15 protein-coding genes and 2 pseudogenes are annotated in these 20,724 nt (G+C 69.7%); 10 read left to right on the plus strand and 7 right to left on the minus strand.

Annotated elements, in window-relative coordinates; all coding sequences use genetic code 11:
- Positions 1–114: 114 nt before the first annotated feature.
- Positions 115–1,254: a hypothetical protein gene (locus tag ACVWNX_RS11270; protein ID WP_454413770.1), complete on the plus strand. Its 1,140-nt coding sequence runs from the start codon at positions 115–117 to the stop codon at positions 1,252–1,254.
- 106 nt (positions 1,255–1,360) lie between these two features.
- Here the strand turns inward: ACVWNX_RS11270 and ACVWNX_RS11275 are convergent, their stop codons facing one another.
- The 5 genes and pseudogenes from ACVWNX_RS11275 to ACVWNX_RS11295 form a co-directional block, all read right to left on the minus strand.
- Positions 1,361–3,931 carry a galactose oxidase-like domain-containing protein gene (locus ACVWNX_RS11275; RefSeq protein WP_454414719.1) on the minus strand — a complete coding sequence of 857 codons (2,571 nt, stop codon included), beginning with the start codon at positions 3,929–3,931 and terminating at the stop codon, positions 1,361–1,363.
- 259 nt (positions 3,932–4,190) lie between these two features.
- Positions 4,191–5,294, minus strand: a pseudogene (locus tag ACVWNX_RS11280) (glycosyltransferase); the annotation flags it as partial.
- A 509-nt stretch (positions 5,295–5,803) separates the two neighbouring features.
- Complete coding sequence (locus ACVWNX_RS11285; protein ID WP_454413771.1) at positions 5,804–7,441, minus strand: ArnT family glycosyltransferase; 1,638 nt, start codon at positions 7,439–7,441, stop codon at positions 5,804–5,806.
- Positions 7,438–8,724 (minus strand): glycosyltransferase, encoded by a 1,287-nt coding sequence (locus tag ACVWNX_RS11290; RefSeq protein WP_454413772.1) that lies wholly within the window; start codon positions 8,722–8,724, stop codon positions 7,438–7,440. The genes ACVWNX_RS11285 and ACVWNX_RS11290 overlap by 4 nt, the downstream gene beginning before the upstream one ends.
- 238 nt (positions 8,725–8,962) lie before the next feature.
- Positions 8,963–11,100: pseudogene (locus ACVWNX_RS11295) on the minus strand (thioredoxin domain-containing protein).
- A 61-nt stretch (positions 11,101–11,161) separates the two neighbouring features.
- Between ACVWNX_RS11295 and ACVWNX_RS11300 the strand changes: the two are divergent.
- Positions 11,162–12,805, plus strand: a complete 1,644-nt coding sequence (locus ACVWNX_RS11300; RefSeq protein WP_454413773.1) for a recombinase family protein — start codon at positions 11,162–11,164, stop codon at positions 12,803–12,805.
- A gap of 184 nt (positions 12,806–12,989) precedes the next feature.
- Here the strand turns inward: ACVWNX_RS11300 and ACVWNX_RS11305 are convergent, their stop codons facing one another.
- Positions 12,990–13,421, minus strand: a complete 432-nt coding sequence (locus ACVWNX_RS11305) for a pyridoxamine 5'-phosphate oxidase family protein (RefSeq protein WP_454413774.1) — start codon at positions 13,419–13,421, stop codon at positions 12,990–12,992.
- 716 nt (positions 13,422–14,137) lie between these two features.
- Here ACVWNX_RS11305 and ACVWNX_RS11310 point away from each other — a divergent pair.
- The 3 genes from ACVWNX_RS11310 to ACVWNX_RS11320 are packed head-to-tail and all read left to right on the plus strand — an operon-like array spanning position 14,138 to position 16,964.
- Complete coding sequence (locus ACVWNX_RS11310; RefSeq protein WP_454413775.1) at positions 14,138–14,641, plus strand: hypothetical protein; 504 nt, start codon at positions 14,138–14,140, stop codon at positions 14,639–14,641.
- Complete coding sequence (locus ACVWNX_RS11315; protein WP_454413776.1) at positions 14,641–15,756, plus strand: MAB_1171c family putative transporter; 1,116 nt, start codon at positions 14,641–14,643, stop codon at positions 15,754–15,756. Before ACVWNX_RS11310 ends, ACVWNX_RS11315 begins: the two co-directional genes overlap by 1 nt.
- 23 nt (positions 15,757–15,779) lie before the next feature.
- A complete protein-coding gene (locus tag ACVWNX_RS11320) occupies positions 15,780–16,964 on the plus strand; it encodes an amidohydrolase family protein (protein ID WP_454414720.1) in 1,185 nt (394 codons plus the stop codon).
- A 56-nt stretch (positions 16,965–17,020) separates the two neighbouring features.
- Here ACVWNX_RS11320 and ACVWNX_RS11325 read toward each other — a convergent pair whose 3' ends face one another.
- Complete coding sequence (locus tag ACVWNX_RS11325; RefSeq protein WP_454413777.1) at positions 17,021–17,896, minus strand: helix-turn-helix transcriptional regulator; 876 nt, start codon at positions 17,894–17,896, stop codon at positions 17,021–17,023.
- A 341-nt stretch (positions 17,897–18,237) separates the two neighbouring features.
- Between ACVWNX_RS11325 and ACVWNX_RS11330 the strand changes: the two genes are divergently transcribed.
- From ACVWNX_RS11330 to ACVWNX_RS11350, 5 genes are all read left to right on the plus strand, one after another.
- Positions 18,238–18,549 (plus strand): transcriptional regulator, encoded by a 312-nt coding sequence (locus tag ACVWNX_RS11330; RefSeq protein WP_454413778.1) that lies wholly within the window; start codon positions 18,238–18,240, stop codon positions 18,547–18,549.
- Positions 18,550–18,557: 8 nt separating this feature from the next.
- Positions 18,558–18,755, plus strand: a complete 198-nt coding sequence (locus tag ACVWNX_RS11335) for a hypothetical protein (protein WP_454413779.1) — start codon at positions 18,558–18,560, stop codon at positions 18,753–18,755.
- Positions 18,756–18,855: 100 nt separating this feature from the next.
- On the plus strand, positions 18,856–19,443 hold the full coding sequence (locus tag ACVWNX_RS11340; RefSeq protein WP_454413780.1) for a WhiB family transcriptional regulator: 588 nt from the start codon (positions 18,856–18,858) through the stop codon (positions 19,441–19,443).
- Between the two features lie 58 nt (positions 19,444–19,501).
- Positions 19,502–19,864, plus strand: a complete 363-nt coding sequence (locus ACVWNX_RS11345) for a hypothetical protein (RefSeq protein ID WP_454413781.1) — start codon at positions 19,502–19,504, stop codon at positions 19,862–19,864.
- 554 nt (positions 19,865–20,418) lie between these two features.
- Positions 20,419–20,724 (plus strand): hypothetical protein, encoded by a 306-nt coding sequence (locus ACVWNX_RS11350; RefSeq protein ID WP_454413782.1) that lies wholly within the window; start codon positions 20,419–20,421, stop codon positions 20,722–20,724.

The following is a 20,724-nucleotide window of genomic DNA, read 5'->3' on the forward strand; positions in this document are numbered from 1 at the left end:
GCCTCCCTCCGCAAGGGGCTGTGACCAGGGATTCTGGCGTCATCCCGCCCGGTCGCAGGATGGATTCCACTTGTAACGTGGATGTGAATTATTCACTCAGGGAGGGACGCGGGATTGAACGAGAACAGGTTTGACCAGGTCAGCCGTCGCGGTGTCTTCAAGCTCGGTGGCGGTCTCGCCGCCGGGCTGACGCTCGGGGGAACGGCGATGGCCACCAGCGCGGCGGCAGCGCCGGGCGCCGCCCCCACGGGCGCCTCGTCGCTGCCGGTGTCCCAGTCGTTCGACCTCGACGACCCGTCTGACGCGCTGTTCATGCACAAGCAGGCGTGGTGCAACACCATCATGCAGAGCGCCGGGTACGACCACCTCAACGATCACTGGTACGTCATCCAGGTCATGTACAACTCCGGTGACGGTGTGACGCACCCTCAGCGGAAGGCGGCGGGCGACCTCGCGATCACCAAACTCAGCGGGGACGGCTCCACCAAGCTCGGTCGTATGTACCTGCGCGGCTTCGGACACGGCGCGCAGATCGGTGTGGAGCCCACCGGGGTCGGAACGGCACCGTACATCTGGGTGGAGTACGACTCGGTTCCCGACAGTGACAACGTCGGGTTCGGCACCAAGCTGTGCCGGATCAAGTACCTCGGCGCACCCGACGGCCAGCCGCCGCGCAGCTTCCACTGGACCAGCGCGACGGACAAGGCGGACATGAACTTCAAGGACCGCACCCCGAACCCGGCGTTGCTGCCGGGGGCCGGGGCCACGGTCACCAACCCCCGGCCCTTCGTGGACATCCACCACCGCCGCGTGCTGGTCCGTTTCGGCCGCAACGGGGCGACCCAGTGCGCGGTGTGGGACCTGGACGACGCCGTGGCCGCGCCGCTCGGCGTCCCGCTGCACCACGTGGCGGCGCTGCCCAAGCCCCAGCCCGCCTACGACTCGCAGGGCTTCGCCTTCTACGGGTCGTACATGTACCTGTACGAGGGCGGGAAGTACACGGCGGGCGGCCCGACGGACACCACCGACGCGGGCACCACGCACATCACCAAGGTGAACCTCAACACCGGGGCCTGGGAGCGCAAGCTCACCCGCGCGCTCAAGAGCCTCACCATGCGCGAGCCGGAGGGCATGGCGATCATGCTGGTCCCGAACGGGACGGGCGGCTACCGGCCCCGGCTCTGTTTCGGCTTCGGCTCCAAGCCCGCCGCCACGTACGAGGCCAACATCGCCTACAAGGACCTGCTGGTCTGAGGCCGCCCGGACCCGGTCCGGACGCCCGTGCGGAAGGGGCCCGGTGCCGCACCCGAAGGTGCGGCACCGGGCCCTTCCCGTCGGCCGGGAAGCCGGAGGGACCGGCTCAGCGGCGCCCCGCCTTGCGCAGATCGCCCTTGCCGCAGGCGATCCCGTCCCGGTTCCGGTCGAGCCGTTGCGGATCGGCCTCGCCGTTGACCTTCAGCCGCCCGTAGTCGTGCCGGTCGAGCCAGGCGCAGCGCGCGGCGGCGGTGGGCTTGACCTCCGGCGGGTAGTCGGTCGGCACGCACACCCCGGCGGAGCCGTAGTGGCGGTCGCAGCCGGAGACCGTCGGGCTGACCTTCTGGGACTCCCGCTTCTTCAACGGCTTCCTGGGCTTGGCGTCCAGATCGCCCGCGAAGTCGTGGACGTGCGGGGCGGGCGCCCGGTCGGCGTCGGCCCCGGAGCCCTTGGTTCCCTTGCCGCCCTTGCCGCCCTTGGTTCCCTTGGTTCCCTTCGTGCTCTCCGTGGCCCCGGCGTCCGTGCCCTTGGCGTTCGTGCCCTTGGCCTCCTCGGTGCCGGTGGCGAGCCCGTGACCGCCGTGGTGACCGCCGTGGCCGCCGTCCTGACCGGCGGTGGCCGTCGGGCTCAGCGCGGCGGGGCCGTCGAGCCGGACCCATTTGGCGACGGACGGCACCCCGTTGGCGTCGCTCGCGAAGAGCATGTACCAGCCGGGCGGGGCGATGTTGGGGTTGCTGGTGACGTTGAGGTCGATGGTGTTCCCATTGACGGTCAGCGGCAGATCCACGAACCGCTGGTTGGGGTCCGAGGAGTGGGTGACCGCCGAGGGGCGGATGAGCTGCGCCTTGACGATCGGACGGTCCACGGTGATCCGCTGGGTGGAGCCGTACGTCCACTCGTCGCTGGCCAGCGAGGTGATCGCCGGGCGCGGGCCCTTCATCAGATAGGGCGGGGTGTAGACGGACACGTTGTGGTTCCAGGTGTTGCTGCCCGGGTTGTCACCGGTGGACATCACCCGGCCGTCCGGGAGCAGGAACGACGAGGAGTGGTAGCCGCGGGCCTCGGGGTCGGTGGCGACCTTGTCGAAGGTGCGGGTGACCGGGTCGAAGAGGGAGGCGGAGAACACCGGGTCGGCCCGGTTGTGCAGGGAGCCGCCGCTCTCCAGGACCTTGCCGTCGGGCAGCAGGACCGCGGACACGTACATCTTGCCCTCGGCGCCGGTCTGCGGGACCTGGCCGCCGCCCCGGTCGACGGTGCCCTGCGGCAGCGGCGGTCCGGCGGTGTACCGGGGGTTGGGGTCCTTGAGGTCGATGATGTCGGTGAGGCGGTTGGCGTCCGGGTTGGTCTCGATGTTGCCGCCGCCGATGGTGAGGACCTTCTGGTCCTGCGCGGGCGGCAGCAGCACGCTCGCGGACTGGTCGCGCTCGTCCTTGCGCTGGAGTCCGGGGACGTCGGTGATGGTGTTGGCGTCGTAGTCGTAGATGGAGGCGCCGGTGCCGGGGGTGCCGTTGCCGAAGACGTGGCTGCCGGAGTAGAAGAGGCGGCCGTCCTGCATCAGGATCATCGACGGGTACAGGCCCCAGTAGGACCAGGTCTGGCTGACCTGGTGGGTGGGCAGCCAGCGGTTCTGGGCGGCGGACCAGCGGTCGGCGGTGACCGAGCCGGTGGAGTCCTCGCGCAGCCCGCCGAAGGAGAGCACGTCACCGTTGCCCATGACGGTGGCCGACGGGTACCAGTGGCCGTCGTTCATGTCGTTGGTCTTGGTGTACGTCTCGGTCGCGGGGTCGAAGAGGTACGAGTCGCGGTACCCCTTGTAGCCGTGGGAGCCGTTCGCGGCGGGGTACGACATGTTCCCGCCCATCACCAGGATCTTCCCGTCCCGCAACTGGACGTGGCCCGCGCAGAACATGTCCTTGGGGGTGGGGATGATCCGGTACGAGCCGTCGGCCGGATCGTAGATGGCGGAGGTGAACGTCCCGGCGGCGAACGCCTCCTCGCTGTTGCCGGAGCCCGCGATCAGCAGCACCTTGCCGTTGTTGAGGACGACGGCGTGCGCGGAACGCACCGGGTTCTGGGTGGGCAGGACGTCCCAGCGGCCGTCCTTGCACTCGGTGGCGGTGCCGGTGCACAGCGGGTCGGGCGGGTCGACGGCGACCTGCGTCATCGCGTAGTCGTCGGTGGTGACGGAGCCGACGCCGTAGACGGACACGCCCCAGGTGATCTGGTCGGTGCCGGGCGGGATCGGCGGGGTGCGGACCTCCACCCGCTCGTACCCGGTGGCGACGGGCAGGGTGCGCAGGTCCGTCCAGTACTGCCAGCCGCCGGTGGTGTCCCGGCGGAAGAGGGTGACGGCGGTGTCCGGAGTGGTCGACTTGTACCAGAGGCTCAGGTCGTACTGGGTGCCCGGCTGCACGACCGGGGCGCAGGTCGGGTTCTCGGTGAGCATGGCCTTGCGGTCGCCGCTGACCCGGCGGCTGAGGCCGACCTTCATCGCCGTGGTGCCGCTGTGGGCGTCGGCGACCGTCTCGTAGGTGAAGTCGTTGTCGCCCCAGCCCGCCCTGGCCCAGCAGTGCGGCATGGCGGAGCCGCTGGGTCCGGGGGTCTCGAAGCCGGGGTTGGTGAGGAGGTTGGCGGCGGACGCGGTCTGTGGGGTGGCGAGCAGCAGTCCGGCGACCATCGCGACGACGCCGAGGAGGGCGGTTCTCCGTCGCGGGACGGTACGGGCGCGTACGGCGGAACGTGTCCGCGCCGGGAAGAGCGACATGCGGGTACTCCTAACCTGTGCGACTCGTGCCCTGCGCGGGCGCCGGGCCGTCGGGGTGGCTCACGGCCCCGGGAGCGGCCGGACCGGTCCCCCGCGCGGATGCGCCGCCGGTGGCCGGTGCGGGGCCGGTGACCGGGACGGGGCCGTCGTCCGTACCGGCGCCGTCGTCGCGGCGGGTACGGCGTCTGCGGGGCAGGTACACCAGGGCCTCCGTCCCGGCGAACCGGAGGACGAAGGTGGTGACGAGGGCCAGCGCGGTGGCGGGCACCACCGCCATGTCCCACTGGCGGACGAAGAGCGCGATGAGCGGGATGCGCAGCACGAGGTCGGCGTTGGCGAGGAGCGCGAAGCGGACCGTGCGGTCGGCCCAGTGGCGGTGGCGTCTGCGGTCGCGGAAGAGCAGCAGTTCGATGAGGAGGAAGTTCCAGGCCACCCCGGCCTGGTTGGCGACGATCTCGGCGGTCAGGTAGTGCATCCCGGCGGAGGTCAGCGCGTGCAGGGCGGCGAGGTTCGGCAGGAAGCCGGTGAGCCCGATGAGCCCGAAGGCGATCATGCGGGCGAGCGGGGCGGCGGTGCGCAGCCCGAGCAGGTGGCGCAGGAAGCGCAGCCCTTCGCGGGCGGTGGACTTGGACTCGCCCGCGTACCGCTCCTGGAAGGCGAAGGGCACCTCGGTGACGGCGCGGGGGCGGGCCCGGACGGCGAGTTCCAGCAGGATCTTGTAGCCGAGGGGTTTGAGGACCTCGGTGGGGACGGCGGAGCGGCGGACGGCGAAGAAACCGCTCATCGGGTCGCTGACGCCGCTCAGGGTGCGGGGGAACAGGGCCTTGGTGAGCCAGGTGGCGGCCCGCGAGACGGCGACCCGGCGGCCCCCGGCGAGTCCGGCCCGGCTGCCGCCCGGGGCGTAGCGGCTGGCGACGACGAGCGGCGCGCCGGTGCGTTCCCCGGCGGCGACCAGTTCGGGGACGAGGTGCGGCGGATGCTGGAGGTCGCCGTCCAGGACGACGACCCAGGGCGAGGTGGCGGCGCGGATGCCCTCGACGACGGCGCCCCCGAGGCCGCCGGTGGGTTCGTCGCGGTGCAGGACGACGACGGGGAACGGGCAGTCGGGGGCGGCCTTGCCGATCACCTCGGGGGTGTCGTCGGTGGAGTCGTCCACGAAGACGACCTCGCAGGGCAGCACCGGGGAGACGGAGTCGGCGATCCGGCGCAGGAGTTCGCGGACGTTGGCGGACTCGTTGAAGGTGGGAACGACGAGGGTGACGGCCCCGGGCTCGGGTCCGGGGTCGTCCTCGGGTGCCGGGCGGGGTCCGGGGGCCGTTCCGGTGCCGGGTCCCGGGCCCTCGCCGGGTCCGGGACCTCCGACGACCTCGCCGGGTCCGGACCCGCTGACGACCTCGCCGCGGCCGGGTCCGGGATGCCCGCCGGAGCCGGACCCGGCTCCGGAGTTCCCGGGCGGCGCGCCGGTGGCCGTCCGGTCGACCGGGGTCCGTCCCGACGGCCCCGAACCGGGCGGCCGGTCGCCGGGTCCTGCGGGCGGCTCCGGAGCACGACGGCCGCCCGGTCCGGGGCCGCCCGGCGGATCGGACGCCGTACGGCCGTCAGATGCCGTCCGGTCACCGGAAACCGTCCGGCCGTGGGAGACAGCGCTGCCGTCGGAGGCCGTCCGGTCACCGAGGACCGTCCGGTCACCGGCAGCCACCCGGTCACCGGTGGACCGCACCGGAACCGTCCGGTCACCGGAGGACCGCACCGGAGCCGACCGGTCGCCGGACGCGCCGCCCCCGCTCATCCCTCGCCTCCCGTGATCTTCCGGATCTCCACCCGGGCCGCGCCCTCGCCGAAGGTGACGACGGGCCGGGAGTGTTCGAGCGCGGCCTGCACGGTGGGCAGGTCGGAGGCGTCGCGGCGGACGGTGCGGGAGGAGACGACGTAGTCGAGGTCGCGCCAGCCACGGGGCAGGGTCTTGGTGACGGCCGGGTCGAGGTCGGCCTTGTAGAACCAGATGGCGCCGTCGCCGGGCCGGTACCCGGCGTGCACCAGGTCGAGCCAGAGGGCGTCGTCGGTGAGGACGCGGGTGCGGCCGGGGTCGGGGACCTCGCGGGCCATCCAGGCGGCGGCGGCCCGGTAGGGGGCGGACTCGTCGGCGGTGAGGGCGACCCGGTTGCCGTCGTACCAGCGGGGCACCAGATAGGCGGTGGCGGCGAGGGCGAGGACGGCGACCAGTCCCACCCGGGCCCCGCGCAGCAGCGGCTTCTCGCCGGGGCGGCGCCAGCGGCGGAGCAGGGCGTGCACGGCGCTGGCGGTGACCCCGGCGAGGACGAGCGCCAGGAACGGCAGGGCCTGCACCACGTACATGGCGGGCAGATAGCCGTCGGGGCGCATCGCGACGAGGGCGAGGATCAGCACGGTGACGGCGGGCCCGGTGAGCGCGCGGGCGGTGACCGACCAGCGGTAGGCGAGCGGGACGGCGAGGGCGGCGGCGAGGCCGCCGAGCGGGAGGACCGCGTCGTAGTAGAGCCAGTCCTGGAGGACCTGGTGGGCCGCCGAGGAGGTGTCGAGGATGAAGCCCGAACCGGGGCGGCTCATCTGGTACTTGGCGCCGTCCCAGAGCGAGACGTGGTCCTCGCCGGGCAGGAGTTCGCCCTTGAGCAGCGCGAACAGCGGATAGGAGAAGCCGATCAGGGCGCAGGAGGTGATGGCGCCGGTGAAGGCGAACTTGCGGGTGTCGCGATGGCTGAAGCGCCACATGGTGAACAGCAGCGCGGGCAGCACCAGCAGCATCGTCTCCTTGCTGAGGACGCCGATCGCGGCGGCGATCCCGGCGGCGAAGTGGTGCCACAGGTGCCGGTGGGGCGAGGCCGCGAGGCAGAACGCGAGGAGCATCCAGAAGACGGCGATGTTGTCGAGGAATATCTGCCGCTGGAGGTTGACGGCCAGCGGGGAGAGCCCGAACAGCGCCATGGCGAGCCCGGCGGACCAGCGCGGCAGCCAGAGCCTGCGGGCCAGCACGTAGACGAGGACGGCGCTGGCGGCGACGATCATCAGCATCGCGAGCCGCATGGTGCCCACGGTCATGGCCTCGGGCACGAACAGCGCGGGCAGCCAGGTCAGCGCGGCGAGCTGGAGCCAGCCGACGGGCGGGTGGTCGTACCAGTAGGTGTAATGGGCGAGTCCGTCGCCCTGCTGGATCGCCCACGCCTGCGCGAGGTAGGTGCCCTCGTCGTCGCTGAACGTGGGGTAGGCCCCGATGTTCCAGCCCTGGACGAGGACGATCGCGGCGAGCACCGTCATACAGACCGCGAGGTCGGTGGAGGACCTGCGGAAGCGGACGACGGGCCGGTGCGTCAGCACGGGGCGCCGGGGCGCGCGGGGGCGCCGCGCGGGGACGGGGGGAGTGTCCACCGCGGGGAGGGTGGAGGTCACGCGGGGGCGTCCTCTCGGGAGTCGACGGACCGGGCGGCGGCCGGTGCGGTGGCGAGGTGGGCGCCGGTGTGACTGGTCAGCTCCCAGTCGTGGCGGCCGCGCTGCTCGCGCCAGACGGCGCGGACTGCGGCCCCCGCCAGCAGCACCTGGTAGAAGGGCCCGCCCAGGACGAGCTTGACGTAGTGCGCGAACCGGACCCGCAGTCCGTACTGCTTGCCGAAGTCGTGCAGTCCGACGACCTCGAACACGAAGGTGACGAGGGCGGCGACGGCGGGCAGGAAGGAGACGAAGGCGATCTGCACGGGCACGTCGAGGAAGACCGCGACGGCCGCGTTGAGCGGGATGATCACCCCGGTGAACGCCTGGAGGAACGGGGTCATCAGGGTGTAGCGGGCGAGCAGCCGCTGTCCGGCGGTGGGCAGCCGCTTCCAGTCCTTCTTCCGGTAGACCTGGAGGAATCCCTGGTTCCAGCGGGTGCGCTGCTTCATCAGGGACATCAGGCTGCCGGGGGTCTCCTCCCGGGTGACCATGTCCGAGTCGTAGGCGACGACGACCTTCTTGCCGACGCTGGAGAGCCGCACCCCGAGGTCGCAGTCCTCGGCCAGGCACTGCGGGTCCCAGCCGTCGGCCTCGCGCAGCACGTCGGTGCGGACGAAGACGGTGTTGCCGCCGAGCGGGATGAACCCCTTCTGGGCGTGCAGATGGAGCCGGGAGCGGAACCAGAAGAAGTACTCCAGGCAGTTGCGCAGGCTGTACCAGCTGGAGTGGAAGTTGATGAGCTGGACGCCGCCCTGGACGACGTCCGCGCCGGTGGAGCGGAAGGCGTGGTCGACGTGGGTGAGCAGATCGGGGTGGACCTGGTCCTCGGCGTCGAAGACCCCGACGACGTCGCCCCGGCAGTGCGGGAGCGCGGTGTTGAGGGCCTTGGGCTTGTTCTTCGCCTCGTGGGTGTCGACGATCACCCGCACCCGGGGGTCACGGGCCTCGGCGCGCCGGGCGACCTCGGCGGTCTCCGGGTCGTCGTGGCCGACGATGACGATGATCTCGAAGTCGGTGTGCCCGGACTCCAGCAGCCGCTGGATGGTGTGGTCGAGGACGGCCTGCTCGTGGCGGGCGGGCAGCAGCAGCGAGAAGGACAGGGCGCCACCGCCCTCGGGGCTGCCGAAGCTGGTGGAGGCGAGGACCTCCGGAGTGCGCCAGGCGTGCATCTGCCACCAGAGCGTGAACGCCGCCATCCAGAACAGCGCCAGCGACACGGCGGTGAGCAAGACAGACGTGAGCAAGCAGATCCCCCCTGGACCCCATCGGCGCACGGCACCGTGCCGTACCCCCCACCGATGTGGAGAGACTAGGAGGGTTATATGAAGTTGGGGCGCTCACCCGATAAATGGCCTGTTTCGCATCGGGCGGCTCTGTATGACGATCTTTCGGGCATGGAGGGGGGCATTCCGGGTCACAGAACGGGGGAAAGCGCAATCCATATAACCCGTACGGGTGTTGACACGGCTTGCGGTTGACCCCTCAAGTTGACTTGATATCGGCGCCACCGAACCCGGACCTGACCCCCACGGCCGCCCGGAGACGCTCCAGATCCGTGGTGGGCGCGTCACAGGTGAAGTTCCGGCAGACGTAGGCCGTGGTCCGCCCGTCCACCAGGGAACGCCCGGCGAGCAACGGAAGTTCCGGCCCGCCCTCGTCAACACCCTTGTTCCGCCAACCCGTCGACGGTTCGCCGGGCGAGGGCTCCCCGACCGCGACGACCGCCCCGGGCGCCGTGCCGAGCAGCGCCGCCCGGTGGAACTCCCGTCGCGCCGGGTCGTCTTCGGGACCCACCACGGCCACCTCGCGCGGACCGTCCAGCGCGGCCTCGGCCACCGCCAGCCCCCAGCCCGCGAACCGGGGCACCCGCGGACCCAGCGCGGTGACCACGCCGAGGGCCCGTTCGGCGGCCGTCCGGTGCGGCGCGGAACCGGTCTGCGCGGCGTACGACAGCAGCGCCCCGGCGGCGGCCGTCCACCCGGAGGGCGCGGCGTTGTCGGTGGGGTCCTGGGGACGGCGGATCAGCCGCTCCGCGTCGGAGGCGGTGTCGAACAGGGCACCGTCCTCACCGGTGAACCGGGCCAGCACGTGGTCCAGCAGGAAACCGGCGAAGTCCAGCCACACGCCCTCACCGGTCACCGACGCCAGCGCGAGGAACCCCTCGGCCACGTCCGCGTAGTCCTCCAGCACCCCGGCGTTGGCCCCGGCCCGGCCGTCCCGCGAGGTGCGGGCGAGCCGGGCCGCGTCGTCGAGGTGGACCCGCACCAGCAGGTCCGCCGCGCCCACCGCGGCCTCCACCAGGTCGGGACGGTCGAAGTAGGCGCCGGTCTCGGCCAGCGCGGCGACGGCGAGCCCGTTCCAGGCGGCCACCACCTTGTCGTCCCGGCCCGGCGCGGACCGCTCGGCGCGCGCCGCGAGCAGCCGGGCGCGCACCGAGGCCACCCGCTCGGCGTCGAACACCCCGTCGCTCAGCGGCAGTCGCAGCACCGAGACGCCCTCGCCGCCCTCCGGGAAGGTGCCCTCCTCGGTCACCCCGAAGTACTCGGCGGCGAGTTCGGCGTCCCGCTCCCCCAGCACCCCGCGCAGCTCGTCACGGGTCCACACGTAGTAGGCGCCCTCCCGGGACACCCCGTCCGCCCCGACGCTGTCGGCGTCCAGCGCGGAAGCGAACGCGCCCTGTTCCGTACGGAGTTCGCGGACCATGAAGTCGGCGGTCTCCAGGGCCACCCGGCGCGCCAGCTCCGACCCGGTGGCCCGCCACAGATGGGCATACACCCGACACAAAAGGGCGTTATCGTAAAGCATCTTCTCAAAATGGGGCACGATCCACTCGCGGTCGACCGAGTAACGGGCGAACCCCCCGCCCAACTGGTCGTAGATCCCGCCCCGGGCCATCCGCTCACAGGTGTCGGCGGCCATCTGGAGGGCGCCCTCCGAGCCGGTGCGGGCGTGGTGGCGCAGCAGGAACTCGACCACCATCGACGGCGGGAACTTGGGCGCCCCGCCGAACCCGCCGTACCGCGCGTCGTACTCCCGGGTGAGCCCGAGCAGCGCCCCCGACAGCTCCGCCTCGCCCGGCGCGGCCCCGGACCCGTGCCCGAGGTGCCGCTCCCCCAGGTCCCGGGCGATCCGCGCGGCGACCTCGGCGACCTCGTCCCGACGCCCCCGCCACGCCCGCTCGACCCCGTCCAGCACCTCCCGGAACGAAGGGCTCCCGTGCCGGGGCTCCGGCGGGAAGTACGTACCGAAGTAGAACGGCTCGGCGTCGGGCGTCAGGAACACGGTCATGGGCCAGCCGCCCTGCCCGGTCGCCGCCTGGACGGCCTCCATGTACACGGCGTCCACGTCGGGCCGCTCCTCGCGGTCCACCTTGACACTGACGAAGGACCGGTTCAGGACCTCAGCGATGACGGGGTCCTCGAACGACTCGTGGGCCATCACGTGGCACCAGTAAATTAGTAGAAGCATAAGTGACAGGACGCATAGCCCACACTCAAGAGGATGGGCACGTCCCGTCGCTTAGCTTCTTCCATCGCCTCCTCTCCCCATGGCCACCAATCCACTGGGTTGGAGGCGTGCTGGAGTAGGTAGGGCGACTGCTCGTTAGCCAGTCGGTTCATACCCGCATCGTTGCACGATCCACAGCCTCCGGCCCAGGACCGCCGGACCAGGAGTAAGAAGTTGTATACAGCAAGTAACCAGCGGGCCGCCGCCCCCTCCGCCGCCGAGGACGAAGGGCCGAACGACCTCGAACTGCGCGGCAGGCCCGCCGGGCTCGCTCCGCCGGAGGAACTCGCCCGGCTGCACCCCGACACGCCCTTCTTGATCGCGTACTCCCGGATCTCGGACGACTGGCGCAAGCACAACAAGAAGAAGGCCGCCACGTCCGCGTGGTCGGCTGGTAAAGGCGTGGCCAACCAGCACCGTCGCAACGACAGGAACGCCGCCCGCCACGGGGCCGTGATCGTTCACCGGTACACCGACAACGACCTGTCGGCCTCGAAGCGCGACGTGGTCCGTCCTGACTTCCAGGCGATGCTGCGGGACCTTCGCAGGGGGCACACGCCGGAGGGCTACCCGGTCCACGGGATCATCTGCGTCGACCAAGACCGCGTGCAGCGCACGGACCGGGACTGGGAAGACTTCGTGGAGGCGATCACACTCGACCCGAGCCGGCGCTTCTACACCCCGTCCGGGCCGATGGATCTCACCGAGGAAAGCGAGATCATCAAGACCGGCATCATGGCAGTGGTCAACAAGGCCGAAGCCATGAAGAAGAAACGCCGAATCCGTGACTGGCACCAGGACCGAATACTCGACGGGCTGCCCCACAGCGGCCCGAGGCCGTTCGGCTGGAACGAAGACCGAACGACGCTTCTGCGGGCCGAGTCAGACTTTCTGGCATGGGCCATTGACGAGCGCATCAAGGGGAAAGCGGTACAGACCCTCTGCGACGAATCGAAACGGCGAGGATTGACGGGAACTCGCGGAAATGATCTCGTTGCGCAGACACTCACTCAGATGATGACCGCTCCTCGCGTGTGCGGATATCGCGCAAACCGCGGCGAACTCGTCCTGGATGACGACAACGAGCCGATCGTGGGCATCTGGGAAACCGTGACGACACCGGAAAAGTGGCGCGCGGTGTGCGCCACCTTCGGGGCGGGGAGCACCTATGTTGCCCGTGGCTCTGGAACACCGCGGATCACTGGAATCCCGAAAACCGTCAAGTACCTGGGCTCGACACTCCTCCGCTGCCAGTACCGCATCGAGGAGGAGAAGGACGGGGCGGTCACAACGCGCGTCTGCAACGAGCCCATGGGCGGGACGAAGACCAAGAGCAAGCGAAGCCCGTACGTCTACACCTGCTCGACGTGCTCGCGCAACTCGGTCTCCGGGCCCATGGTCGACCAGCAGCTCCAGCGCCTGGTGCTGGCGAAGCTGAAGAAAGCCCAGGCCACTTTCATTGCGGTCAAGGTTGCGTGGCCTGACGAGGAGAAACTCCAACAGAAGGCGGACAAGCTCGCCAGATTGGAGAAAAAGTGGGAGGCCGACGAAGTCCCCGACGCAATGTTTTACCGGTTGGCGCCACCCCTGGAGAGGCAAGTCAAGAAGTTGCGCAGCGAGCGAGCCAAGTTCGAATTGGCAGCAGCGACGCAGAATGAGGCGCCTAATGACGTGGCCAAGAAGTGGCTCGCGGGCGAGTATGACCTTTCCCAGAAGCGCCAGGTGTTGTTCGAGATCTTCGCCGCCGTCCAGGTCCTGCCTGGACAAAAGGGGAACAAGACGCCGAACCCCAAGAGGCTCATCCCTGTGTGGAAGTAGCAGCCCCCGGTTCTGAGCGAACGGGGCTCCGGGGGTGAGCGGTGGTGACGACCCCCGGGGGTCGTCACCACCGCTCACCCCCGGATCGTTTGAACCACGACGGATGCTGCCGCAGCTCTCGGACGCTCCGTCCGGCCTCCGGCGAACCGGACCGATCCGGGCTTCGAGCTGTGGGCTCGGCGGCTCAAGCGGCGGCAGGCCGCGGTGCGGCCGGTGCCGTGTGGCCCATCGCCCGCTCGATCGAGATCCGGATGACTACCCGCTCCGGGTCGGGGGCCGGCGTTCGGCCGTACCGTTGCCCGTAGCGCGTGACGGCGTCCTCGACAGCCGAGGCGTCCGTGCAGACCTCCGCCACGCCTTCGAGGGTGGCCCACCGGCCGCCGTCGACCTGGCACACCGCGACCCGGGCCGGCTCGTCGGCCGCGAGGATGTTCGCCACCTTCCTGCTGGACCTGCGGGTGATGACCCGGGCTACTCCGGCGGCTGCGTCGAGGGTCACGCCGACGGGGACGACGTGGGGTCGGCCGTCCGGGCGAAGCGTGGTCAGGGTGCACAGGTGGTACTCGGACCAGAACTCGACGTAACCGTCAGATTGGCCGGATATCGCATTCAACATGACTTGAGCGTATAGCGAGCCTTGCCCGACTCATCCGGAAGTGAGCATGGCCACACCCCTGTTGACCTGGGGATCTACGATCCAGAGTCGCAGATAAGGCAACCCTCACCTCAAGAGTTACGGATCGGTAACAAGATGACCCCATGATCACGTACGTCGGCGCACCAACACCCGCCACCGAAGCCACAGCTCAGAGCCTTGATCAAATCGATCGTGGGCGATTTGATGCGTTTTGACACATCAGGGAATTCTATGGGCTCTTCAAGTTGATCATGCCTCTTCGTCCGCAACTTGGTCATGACTTGGCAAAGCCGTCACGTAATGTCGCTGGCAGTTCCCCAGCAGTTCCATCGAGCCTCGCCACCTGCGGCGATGCGCTCTGGAGGGTCGGGCTCTGCGCCCGGCCGGAGGTCCAGGGGACGTAACGGGTGGGCGGCAGTGCCGCCGACGACCGCGCGGGGATGAGCAGCGTCTTCGCGGGGTCGCCCGGCTCGGGGGAGCCATCACTCGCGTGTCGGAAGGTTGCAACTCACATGTGGTCAGGGAAGGGTCGCCTGGGAGCGGCGGACCTCAGTAAGGCGCCCGCGAAGGGCAGAGCGGGCCGCGGCAGGTTGCTAGGCCGCTGGCGGCCGGCGGCAAGACGGACGGTGGAACGGGATCTGCATCGGCTGATCCGACGTGAACTCCAAGACCTCGGGATCACGCCTCCGCTCGATGTGGACAAGCTCTGCGAGGCGCTCAGCCGCCGACGGGGACGGCCCCTGTACCTGCGGGAGGCCGCGCTGCCGAAGCCGGGCCCGTCGGGGATGTGGGTCGAGTACGAGAACTACGACGTGATCCTCTATCAGGCAGAGACGACGCGCCTGCATCAGGACCACATCCGGCTCCACGAGATCGGCCACATCCTCGTCGCGGAGCACGAGGAAGCCGCAGCGAGGGCTGCCGCCGGAGCCCCCGGCAAGCCCACCGACGAAGCAACGGACGAGGCTGCCGTCTTCGTTGAGGGTTGGGCCAGCCTGCTGCCGGTGTTCACGGCCGAGACGATCAAGCGTGTCGCGCGCCGGTGCTCGTACGACGACGGCGAGGAGTGCGCCGTCGAACTGGTCGCCACGATCATCCTGGAGTGGTCGTCGGTGCTGGACGGCACCACACCGCTGTCGGACGACCCCGAAGTTCGCCGCGTGGAAGCGGCGCTCGGTGACCGACGGGGGTGGATGTAGTGGAACTGTTGCTCCTGGTGCTGCTGGCCGCTCTCGTCTGGAAGATCTACCAGCTCAAGCGCTCGCCTCACGATGCACCGCTGCGTTCGGTGACGCTGTGCCTGGCCTGCTCGGCGCTGTCGTACCCGGTGACCATGCCCGGCGGAAGTTCCGGCATCGACATGGTCGCCGGGCACGGGGCGGCGAAGCTCATCCAGAACGTGCTGCTGGTCCTGTCCGTCTACTTCCTGATGTGCTTCTACCTCTACTCCGCCACCGACCGTGAGGCGGGCCGCAGCCGGGCCCGGAAGGAAGCCGTCGTCGCTGCGGTCGTCATCGTCACGATCACGATGGCAGCTCTGGGGGGACCCCCTGACGCCCTCGTCGGCTCGTTCAGCACGGCGGACATGACGATTCCGCAGGTCGCCCTCTTCTACGCCGGTGCCGGCCTGTACCTGATGTACGCCCTGGCGATGGCGGCCCGGTGGACGCGCCGCTATGCCCGGATGTCCCAGCGCCCGCACTCCACCGGCCTGTGGATGGCAGCGGCGGGCCTCGGCGCGATGGCGGTGGCCTGCGCGGTTCGCGCCGTCTTCGTCGCGTTCCGCTCGGCCGGAGTCGACGTTCCCACTGCCGTGATGGCGCCCGTGGCCGTCCTCCTGGTGGTCTCGATCCTGCTGTTCGCGGCGGGGATCACGTATCCGGGAGCAAGAGCCCGGATCTCCTCGCTGCGGCTCTGGCTCCGGCATCGTCGTGATCACCGGCGGCTCGCCCCGCTGTGGGAACTGCTGACCGAGGCGTACCCCGAGAACGTACTCCGGCCGGCGTCGCCTGCGGCGCTGGACCGGTGGCGGGCCCGCGGGGTCCACCGCCGATATCACCGCCGCATCGTGGAGTGCCGAGACGGCCTCGTGGACATCAGCCCTCACCTGCTCGATGAGGGGGACGACGGGGGGCTCCTCGACGTCGACGCCAGGGACCTGGCGGCGCGGCTGCACCGTGCCGCCGCCCGGGTCGGGGAGGGTGTACCGGCACCGCGTCCGGCTGTTCCCCTGGCAATGGCCCTGGGCAGCGACCGGCAGTCGGATGTGCGACAGCTGATCGCGGTGTCCGACGCGCTGCGGGATGCGGCATGACCCACAAAGATCATGGAGGCAAGATGCTGGTTACCAGCGCGCGGGTACTGGTCGGTTCGGGGCAGTACCTTGAGAACGGCGCGGTGCTGATCGAGGGCGACTCGATCACCGCGGTTGGCCCGCGGGCTGAGATCGAGCAGCAGGCTGCCACCGGTGTCCCCCGCTTCGACTTCGACGGCACGCTCCTGCCGGGGCTGATCGACTCCCATGTGCACCTGGTCTTCGACGGCAGCCCGGACCCGGTGCCGGCTCTTGAGGGTTCGACGGACGAGACCCTCTTCGAGGACATGCGCCGTCGCGCCGAGCAGCTCCTACGCAGCGGCGTCACCACCGCCCGCGACCTCGGCGACCGGCACGGCCTCGCGCTGCGACTGGCTGCCGCCATCGGCGAGGGCGGCACCCCGGGTCCGCGGATCGTGTCGGCGGGCACCCCGCTGACCACGCCGGGCGGGCACTGCCACTTCCTCGGCGGCGAGGTGTCCGGGGAGGACCAGGTGCGCGAACTGGTTCGCCGCAACGTCGCGGCCGGCGCCGGGGTCGTCAAAGCCATGGTCACCGGCGGCGGGCTGACGAAGGGCGGGCCCGCGAGCCACGAGAGCCAGTTCACGGCGGAGGAACTCGCCGCCCTGGTGGACGAAGCGCACAAGGCCGGTGTGCCGGTGGCCGCCCACGCCCACGGAACCGACGGCATCGCTGCTGCCGTCGAGGCCGGCGTGGACACGATCGAGCACTGCACCTGGATGACGGACAGCGGTCTCGACCTTCGGCAGGACGTGCTCAAGGAGATCATCGACCGGCGGATTGTGGTCTGCCCTGCGGTCAGTCCCCACTGGCGGATGCTCCCCAGGGTCTTCGGTGAGGAGCGCGCCGCCGCGATGTTCGCCCTCGTACGGCAGATGGCGGACGCCGGGGTGCGCCTGGTCGCGGGGACCGACGCCGGGGTGCAGCGCGCGGGGTTCGATGGCCTGGTGCCGGCCCTCGGGTTCTACTCCCACCTGGGCCTGGCGAACAGCTCGATCATCGACATGGCGACGAGCGAGGCAGCAGCAGCCCTCGGCTTGGGCTCGGCGACCGGGCGCATCGCCCCCGGGTTCCGTGCGGACCTCCTGCTGGTCGACGGCGATCCGCTCGCCGACATCGCCGCTCTGGGCAACATCAGGGCCGTGTTCGCCGCCGGTCGGCGCTACCAGCTCGACGCAGCCGAGTAGGACAGCAGCACAGCGGTAGTGCCTGTTCCCAACCCTGGCAGGGCCGGGGACAGGCACTACTTGGTGTCCGGGTCGGCCTTCTCCAGCTCGGCGGCGAGATCGTTGAGGATCGACAGGACTCCGGCCGACAGGCCCTCGGTGGTGATTCCGCGGGCCCGGACCCGGCCCACCTTCCCCTGCTTGGCGGCCCCCATCAGCCGGAGTCCTTCGTAGACCTGGCGGGCAACGGCCTCGTCCGGCTCGAAGTACATGCGCGTGACGCCGAAGAACTGGGCCAGCCCCTCAAGGACCACCGGCGTCGCTTCTTCGCTCCGCCCGGTCCGGAGAGACTCGATCTCGGTGGGCGAGGTGACCTCCGCCCCGGCGTGTGTGTTCACCGCCGCCGCGATCTCGGTGTCCCCCGGTGCGCTCCCTGTCGGGTACGAACGCTCCAGCATCAGCGTGATCTTGTCGGCCAGCGTGCAAGGCGGCTCCTCGGCTCCGGCCTCTTGGCTGACCTCTTCGCCGCCCGACTGCTTCGCAAACGAACGCTCCTGGGCCCGCAGCAACACCTCGACGGTCACGCCGTAGGCGTCCGCCAGCGGCGGAAGGTAGCGATCCTTGAGGTGCCGGACACCGCCCTCGGCCCCGGCCACCGGGCCGTCGCTCTTCATGCTGATGATCTTCGCCGTGTCTCTGCGGTAGATACCGGCGTCGCACCGCAGGTCCGTGAGATCCGGTGGACCGCTCCGAGGGAAGAGCTCATCGAGCTGTTCCCCGAGCGCCTGGGCAAGGGCCGGCAACCTCTCCTGATCCGGAACCGAACTGCCCAGCTCCCATCCCGCCACCGTCGAATCCGCGACACCGACACGTTCGGCCACGTCGGACTGCGAGATCTCGGCAGCTCGACGCACCGAGCGCACCCGGTGTCGATCGAAGCGGCGGGCTGGCATGCGACCTCATTTTTGTCTGAACCGAAGAAACTTCGGCGCGTTGACTTTCTTCCCGAACTGCGATAGCTTCAGTTTAGCGAAAAAAGAGGGGATTCGCACCCCCTCCTTTCGTCCATCTTGCCCACCCCGCCCGGGTCCGGCGAGATGGAGGGGAGGAACCGCGCGCCGCTGGCGTACGCCTCCTCCCCTCAAAACGCCATCGGCGTCCGAGAGTTCGCAGCTCCCGGACGCCTGACAGCCCGTGACCTGCTCCCTTTCGCCAGGGCGCGTGGTCACGCACAGCCACTCCGTGCTCCTAGCACGGCATCAACGGAGTGGCGTACCGCATAGAGGAGTGTCGCATGCCCCCCGCTACGGAGCGCAACCCGGAGCAGGACATAGCTCCGGGGCCGGCCGAACGGTTGGCCACCCAGCTGGCCGCCCTGCTGCCCGGCGCTGTTGCCATCCATGTCCGCCTCCAGGGCCCCCGGACCCTGTGGCCCCACCTGCGGCTGACAGCCGTGGACGAGAGGGGCCGAACTCTCCGCGTTCCCCGCGCCCGGGCGCTGACGCTCGCACGGTGGATCATCCGCTCATTCCCCCACGCGAAGTGGGCCGCCACGGGGCACACGTTCGATCTGCGGACGGCCACGCTGCGCGGGCTGGAAGCGTGAGTGCGGTCGTGGCTGACGACGACCTCGACGCCGCCATTGACGCCTGGGTGAGCGCGCAACTCGATGCCTCGCCGGACTGGGACCACGGGACGTGGGAGACGCTGGGGAAGATCCTCGACGTCGAGTTCTCGGTCCCCGGCGATTCTCGCGTCTACAACTTCGCGAAGCCTGTTACCGAAGGCTCGGTCGACAGCGAAGCCGCGTAATTCACGCCTCCCAATTCATCGGCAGTTGCAACAGCTTCCGATTCCCTTTCTCGCGCCGGACCGCATAAGGCTCCGTGCGCCGCTAGCACCATGAGGCGTAATGAGAACCACTATATCCGACCTCTCCGAGGCGGCTTTGCGGGGCGATTGGAGCCCCCTTCTTGAAGAGTCCGACAAGGCCCAGGGTAAGCACTGGGCCGAGGACGCTCGTTGCTCCGGGCGGGATACCGACCTGTTCTTTCCTTGCGGCGACGATCCACACGATGAGCCCATGGACACGGTGGAACGACTGGGCCTTTCCCTGGTCAGGCCACTGAATATGTGCGCGGCTTGTCCGCTGACGACAGCGGCCCGGTGCCTTGTGGAGTCCTTGCGGGGCGACGAGGAATTCGGAATTCGCGGGGGCCTGATCGCTTCTGAGCGCTCCGCCCTACGCGCCAGCTGGCGGGAGCGCAAGGACAGTGGTGCCGTGGGGCGGACCCTGCGGGGCTCTACCGCAGCGTTGAGCAGGGCTGAGCGGGCGGAGGCAATCGCCCGGTTCGCGGCAGACTCCACCATGGACGCAAACGCCGTGGCGAGGGGGCTCGGGATAACGCGCGAGTACCTGCTGAAGCTCGCTCGGCTCCACCGGCAGAGATGCCGAACGGAAATGGCCGCGCAGCCGGTTCAGAGCGCTGACGCTGCCTGATGGCCGCAAGTAAATGATTCTTCTCGCAAGGAATCCCTTGCGCCTTTGGAGCCTCCTCATGCCTCAGAACGACCCCAAAGCCTCGGCACGCAATTCCCTCGGGGAAGCGATCGAAAATATCTCACCCTCCACGATTCTTGTCCGGATCTTCCCGGCCCGGCGTGGCACCACTTACCTGTTCGGTTCGGATTTCCATCGCACGTTCCTCGACCGCGAATTGGAAGCAGGCGCGGCGCGGCTGGTCCGCCGAGCCTTCGGCGATGTCGCAGACTGGCGGCTCCCTCACGACTTCTATCTTCCGACCGGGGAGCTTTACCTGACCCCGGAGCCGACCCAGACGGGGTACGTCCCGGAGGACGACCAGTCGTTCGGCCTCGCACCGGCGCGGCGCATAGCGATACTCGGCGGGGCCGGCGCATGAGCGAAATAGCGACGGCCCTGGTCTGGTCGGAATCCAAGGCGTGCCGGGGTTCACGGCTCGTTCTGCTCGCTCTGGCACGGGAGGCCGACGACCAGGGCCGGGCGACCCTGCCCCTGGAGGAGATATCGGATCTGACCGGCCTCACGGTCCGCTCGATCACGACGTGCCTCGGAGACCTGGAATCGCTCGGGGAAATCAGCCGTGAACGTGGAGGCGGAGCCTCCAATCCCAGCAGTTACTCGATCCTCCTCGTCAGCCAGGCAGCAGACGCCGCCGGAACTACCGAGAAGGAGTTTCCCACTTCCACCCCTGTTGCGCCCGAAGCCGGAAAGGTCTTCCAGGAAGGATCTTCCAGGGAATCGGCAGCGACTCCCTCAAAGTGGAAGCCTCTTCACGGAGAAACGGAAGTTACTTCCTCGCGTGTGCGTGGTGGTAGTACTCCCTACGGGAGTACTACCACCACCAAAAAGCAAGCTAGCTTTCCTGACTCAAACCTCCGTGAAGTTCCAGCCGGTCAGAATTCCGTCGAGGTCCCGGAGGGCGCCCGGGAGCTGGTGGCCGCGATGACGGCGGCCGGGATGGTCGTCGGCTGGCGGCTGACCGACGCGGAATGGCATCGGGTAACAGCGCTCTCGGCCCGGTGGGGGCACGCCCGGCTGGTCGAGATGGTCGCCCGGCGCTGGAACGCCGACCGTCCGCCTCTGTCCGCCCGCTACCTGCTCCGCATCTGGGCGGACCTGCCGGACCAGGCCCCGGAACCGGCGGCTCAGACCAACGTCGTGCCGCTGCGGCGACAGCCCGGGACCTGGGTTCCGTACCAGAACACGGCACAGCCCAGCGCCTACCAGAACGGATTCTGA

Source organism: Streptomyces sp. JNUCC 64 (genome assembly GCF_054484115.1).

What these genes read in the sequence shown, in the direction of transcription:
- ACVWNX_RS11330 (WP_454413778.1), top strand. Translation starts at nt 18,238, where the DNA reads ATGCCCCCCGCTACGGAGCGCAACCCGGAGCAGGACATAGCTCCGGGG.
- ACVWNX_RS11325 (WP_454413777.1), bottom strand. Translation starts at nt 17,896, where the DNA reads ATGCCAGCCCGCCGCTTCGATCGACACCGGGTGCGCTCGGTGCGTCGA.
- ACVWNX_RS11340 (WP_454413780.1), top strand. Translation starts at nt 18,856, where the DNA reads ATGAGAACCACTATATCCGACCTCTCCGAGGCGGCTTTGCGGGGCGAT.
- ACVWNX_RS11320 (WP_454414720.1), top strand. Translation starts at nt 15,780, where the DNA reads ATGCTGGTTACCAGCGCGCGGGTACTGGTCGGTTCGGGGCAGTACCTT.
- ACVWNX_RS11305 (WP_454413774.1), bottom strand. Translation starts at nt 13,421, where the DNA reads ATGTTGAATGCGATATCCGGCCAATCTGACGGTTACGTCGAGTTCTGG.
- ACVWNX_RS11275 (WP_454414719.1), bottom strand. Translation starts at nt 3,931, where the DNA reads ATGGTCGCCGGACTGCTGCTCGCCACCCCACAGACCGCGTCCGCCGCC.
- ACVWNX_RS11345 (WP_454413781.1), top strand. Translation starts at nt 19,502, where the DNA reads ATGCCTCAGAACGACCCCAAAGCCTCGGCACGCAATTCCCTCGGGGAA.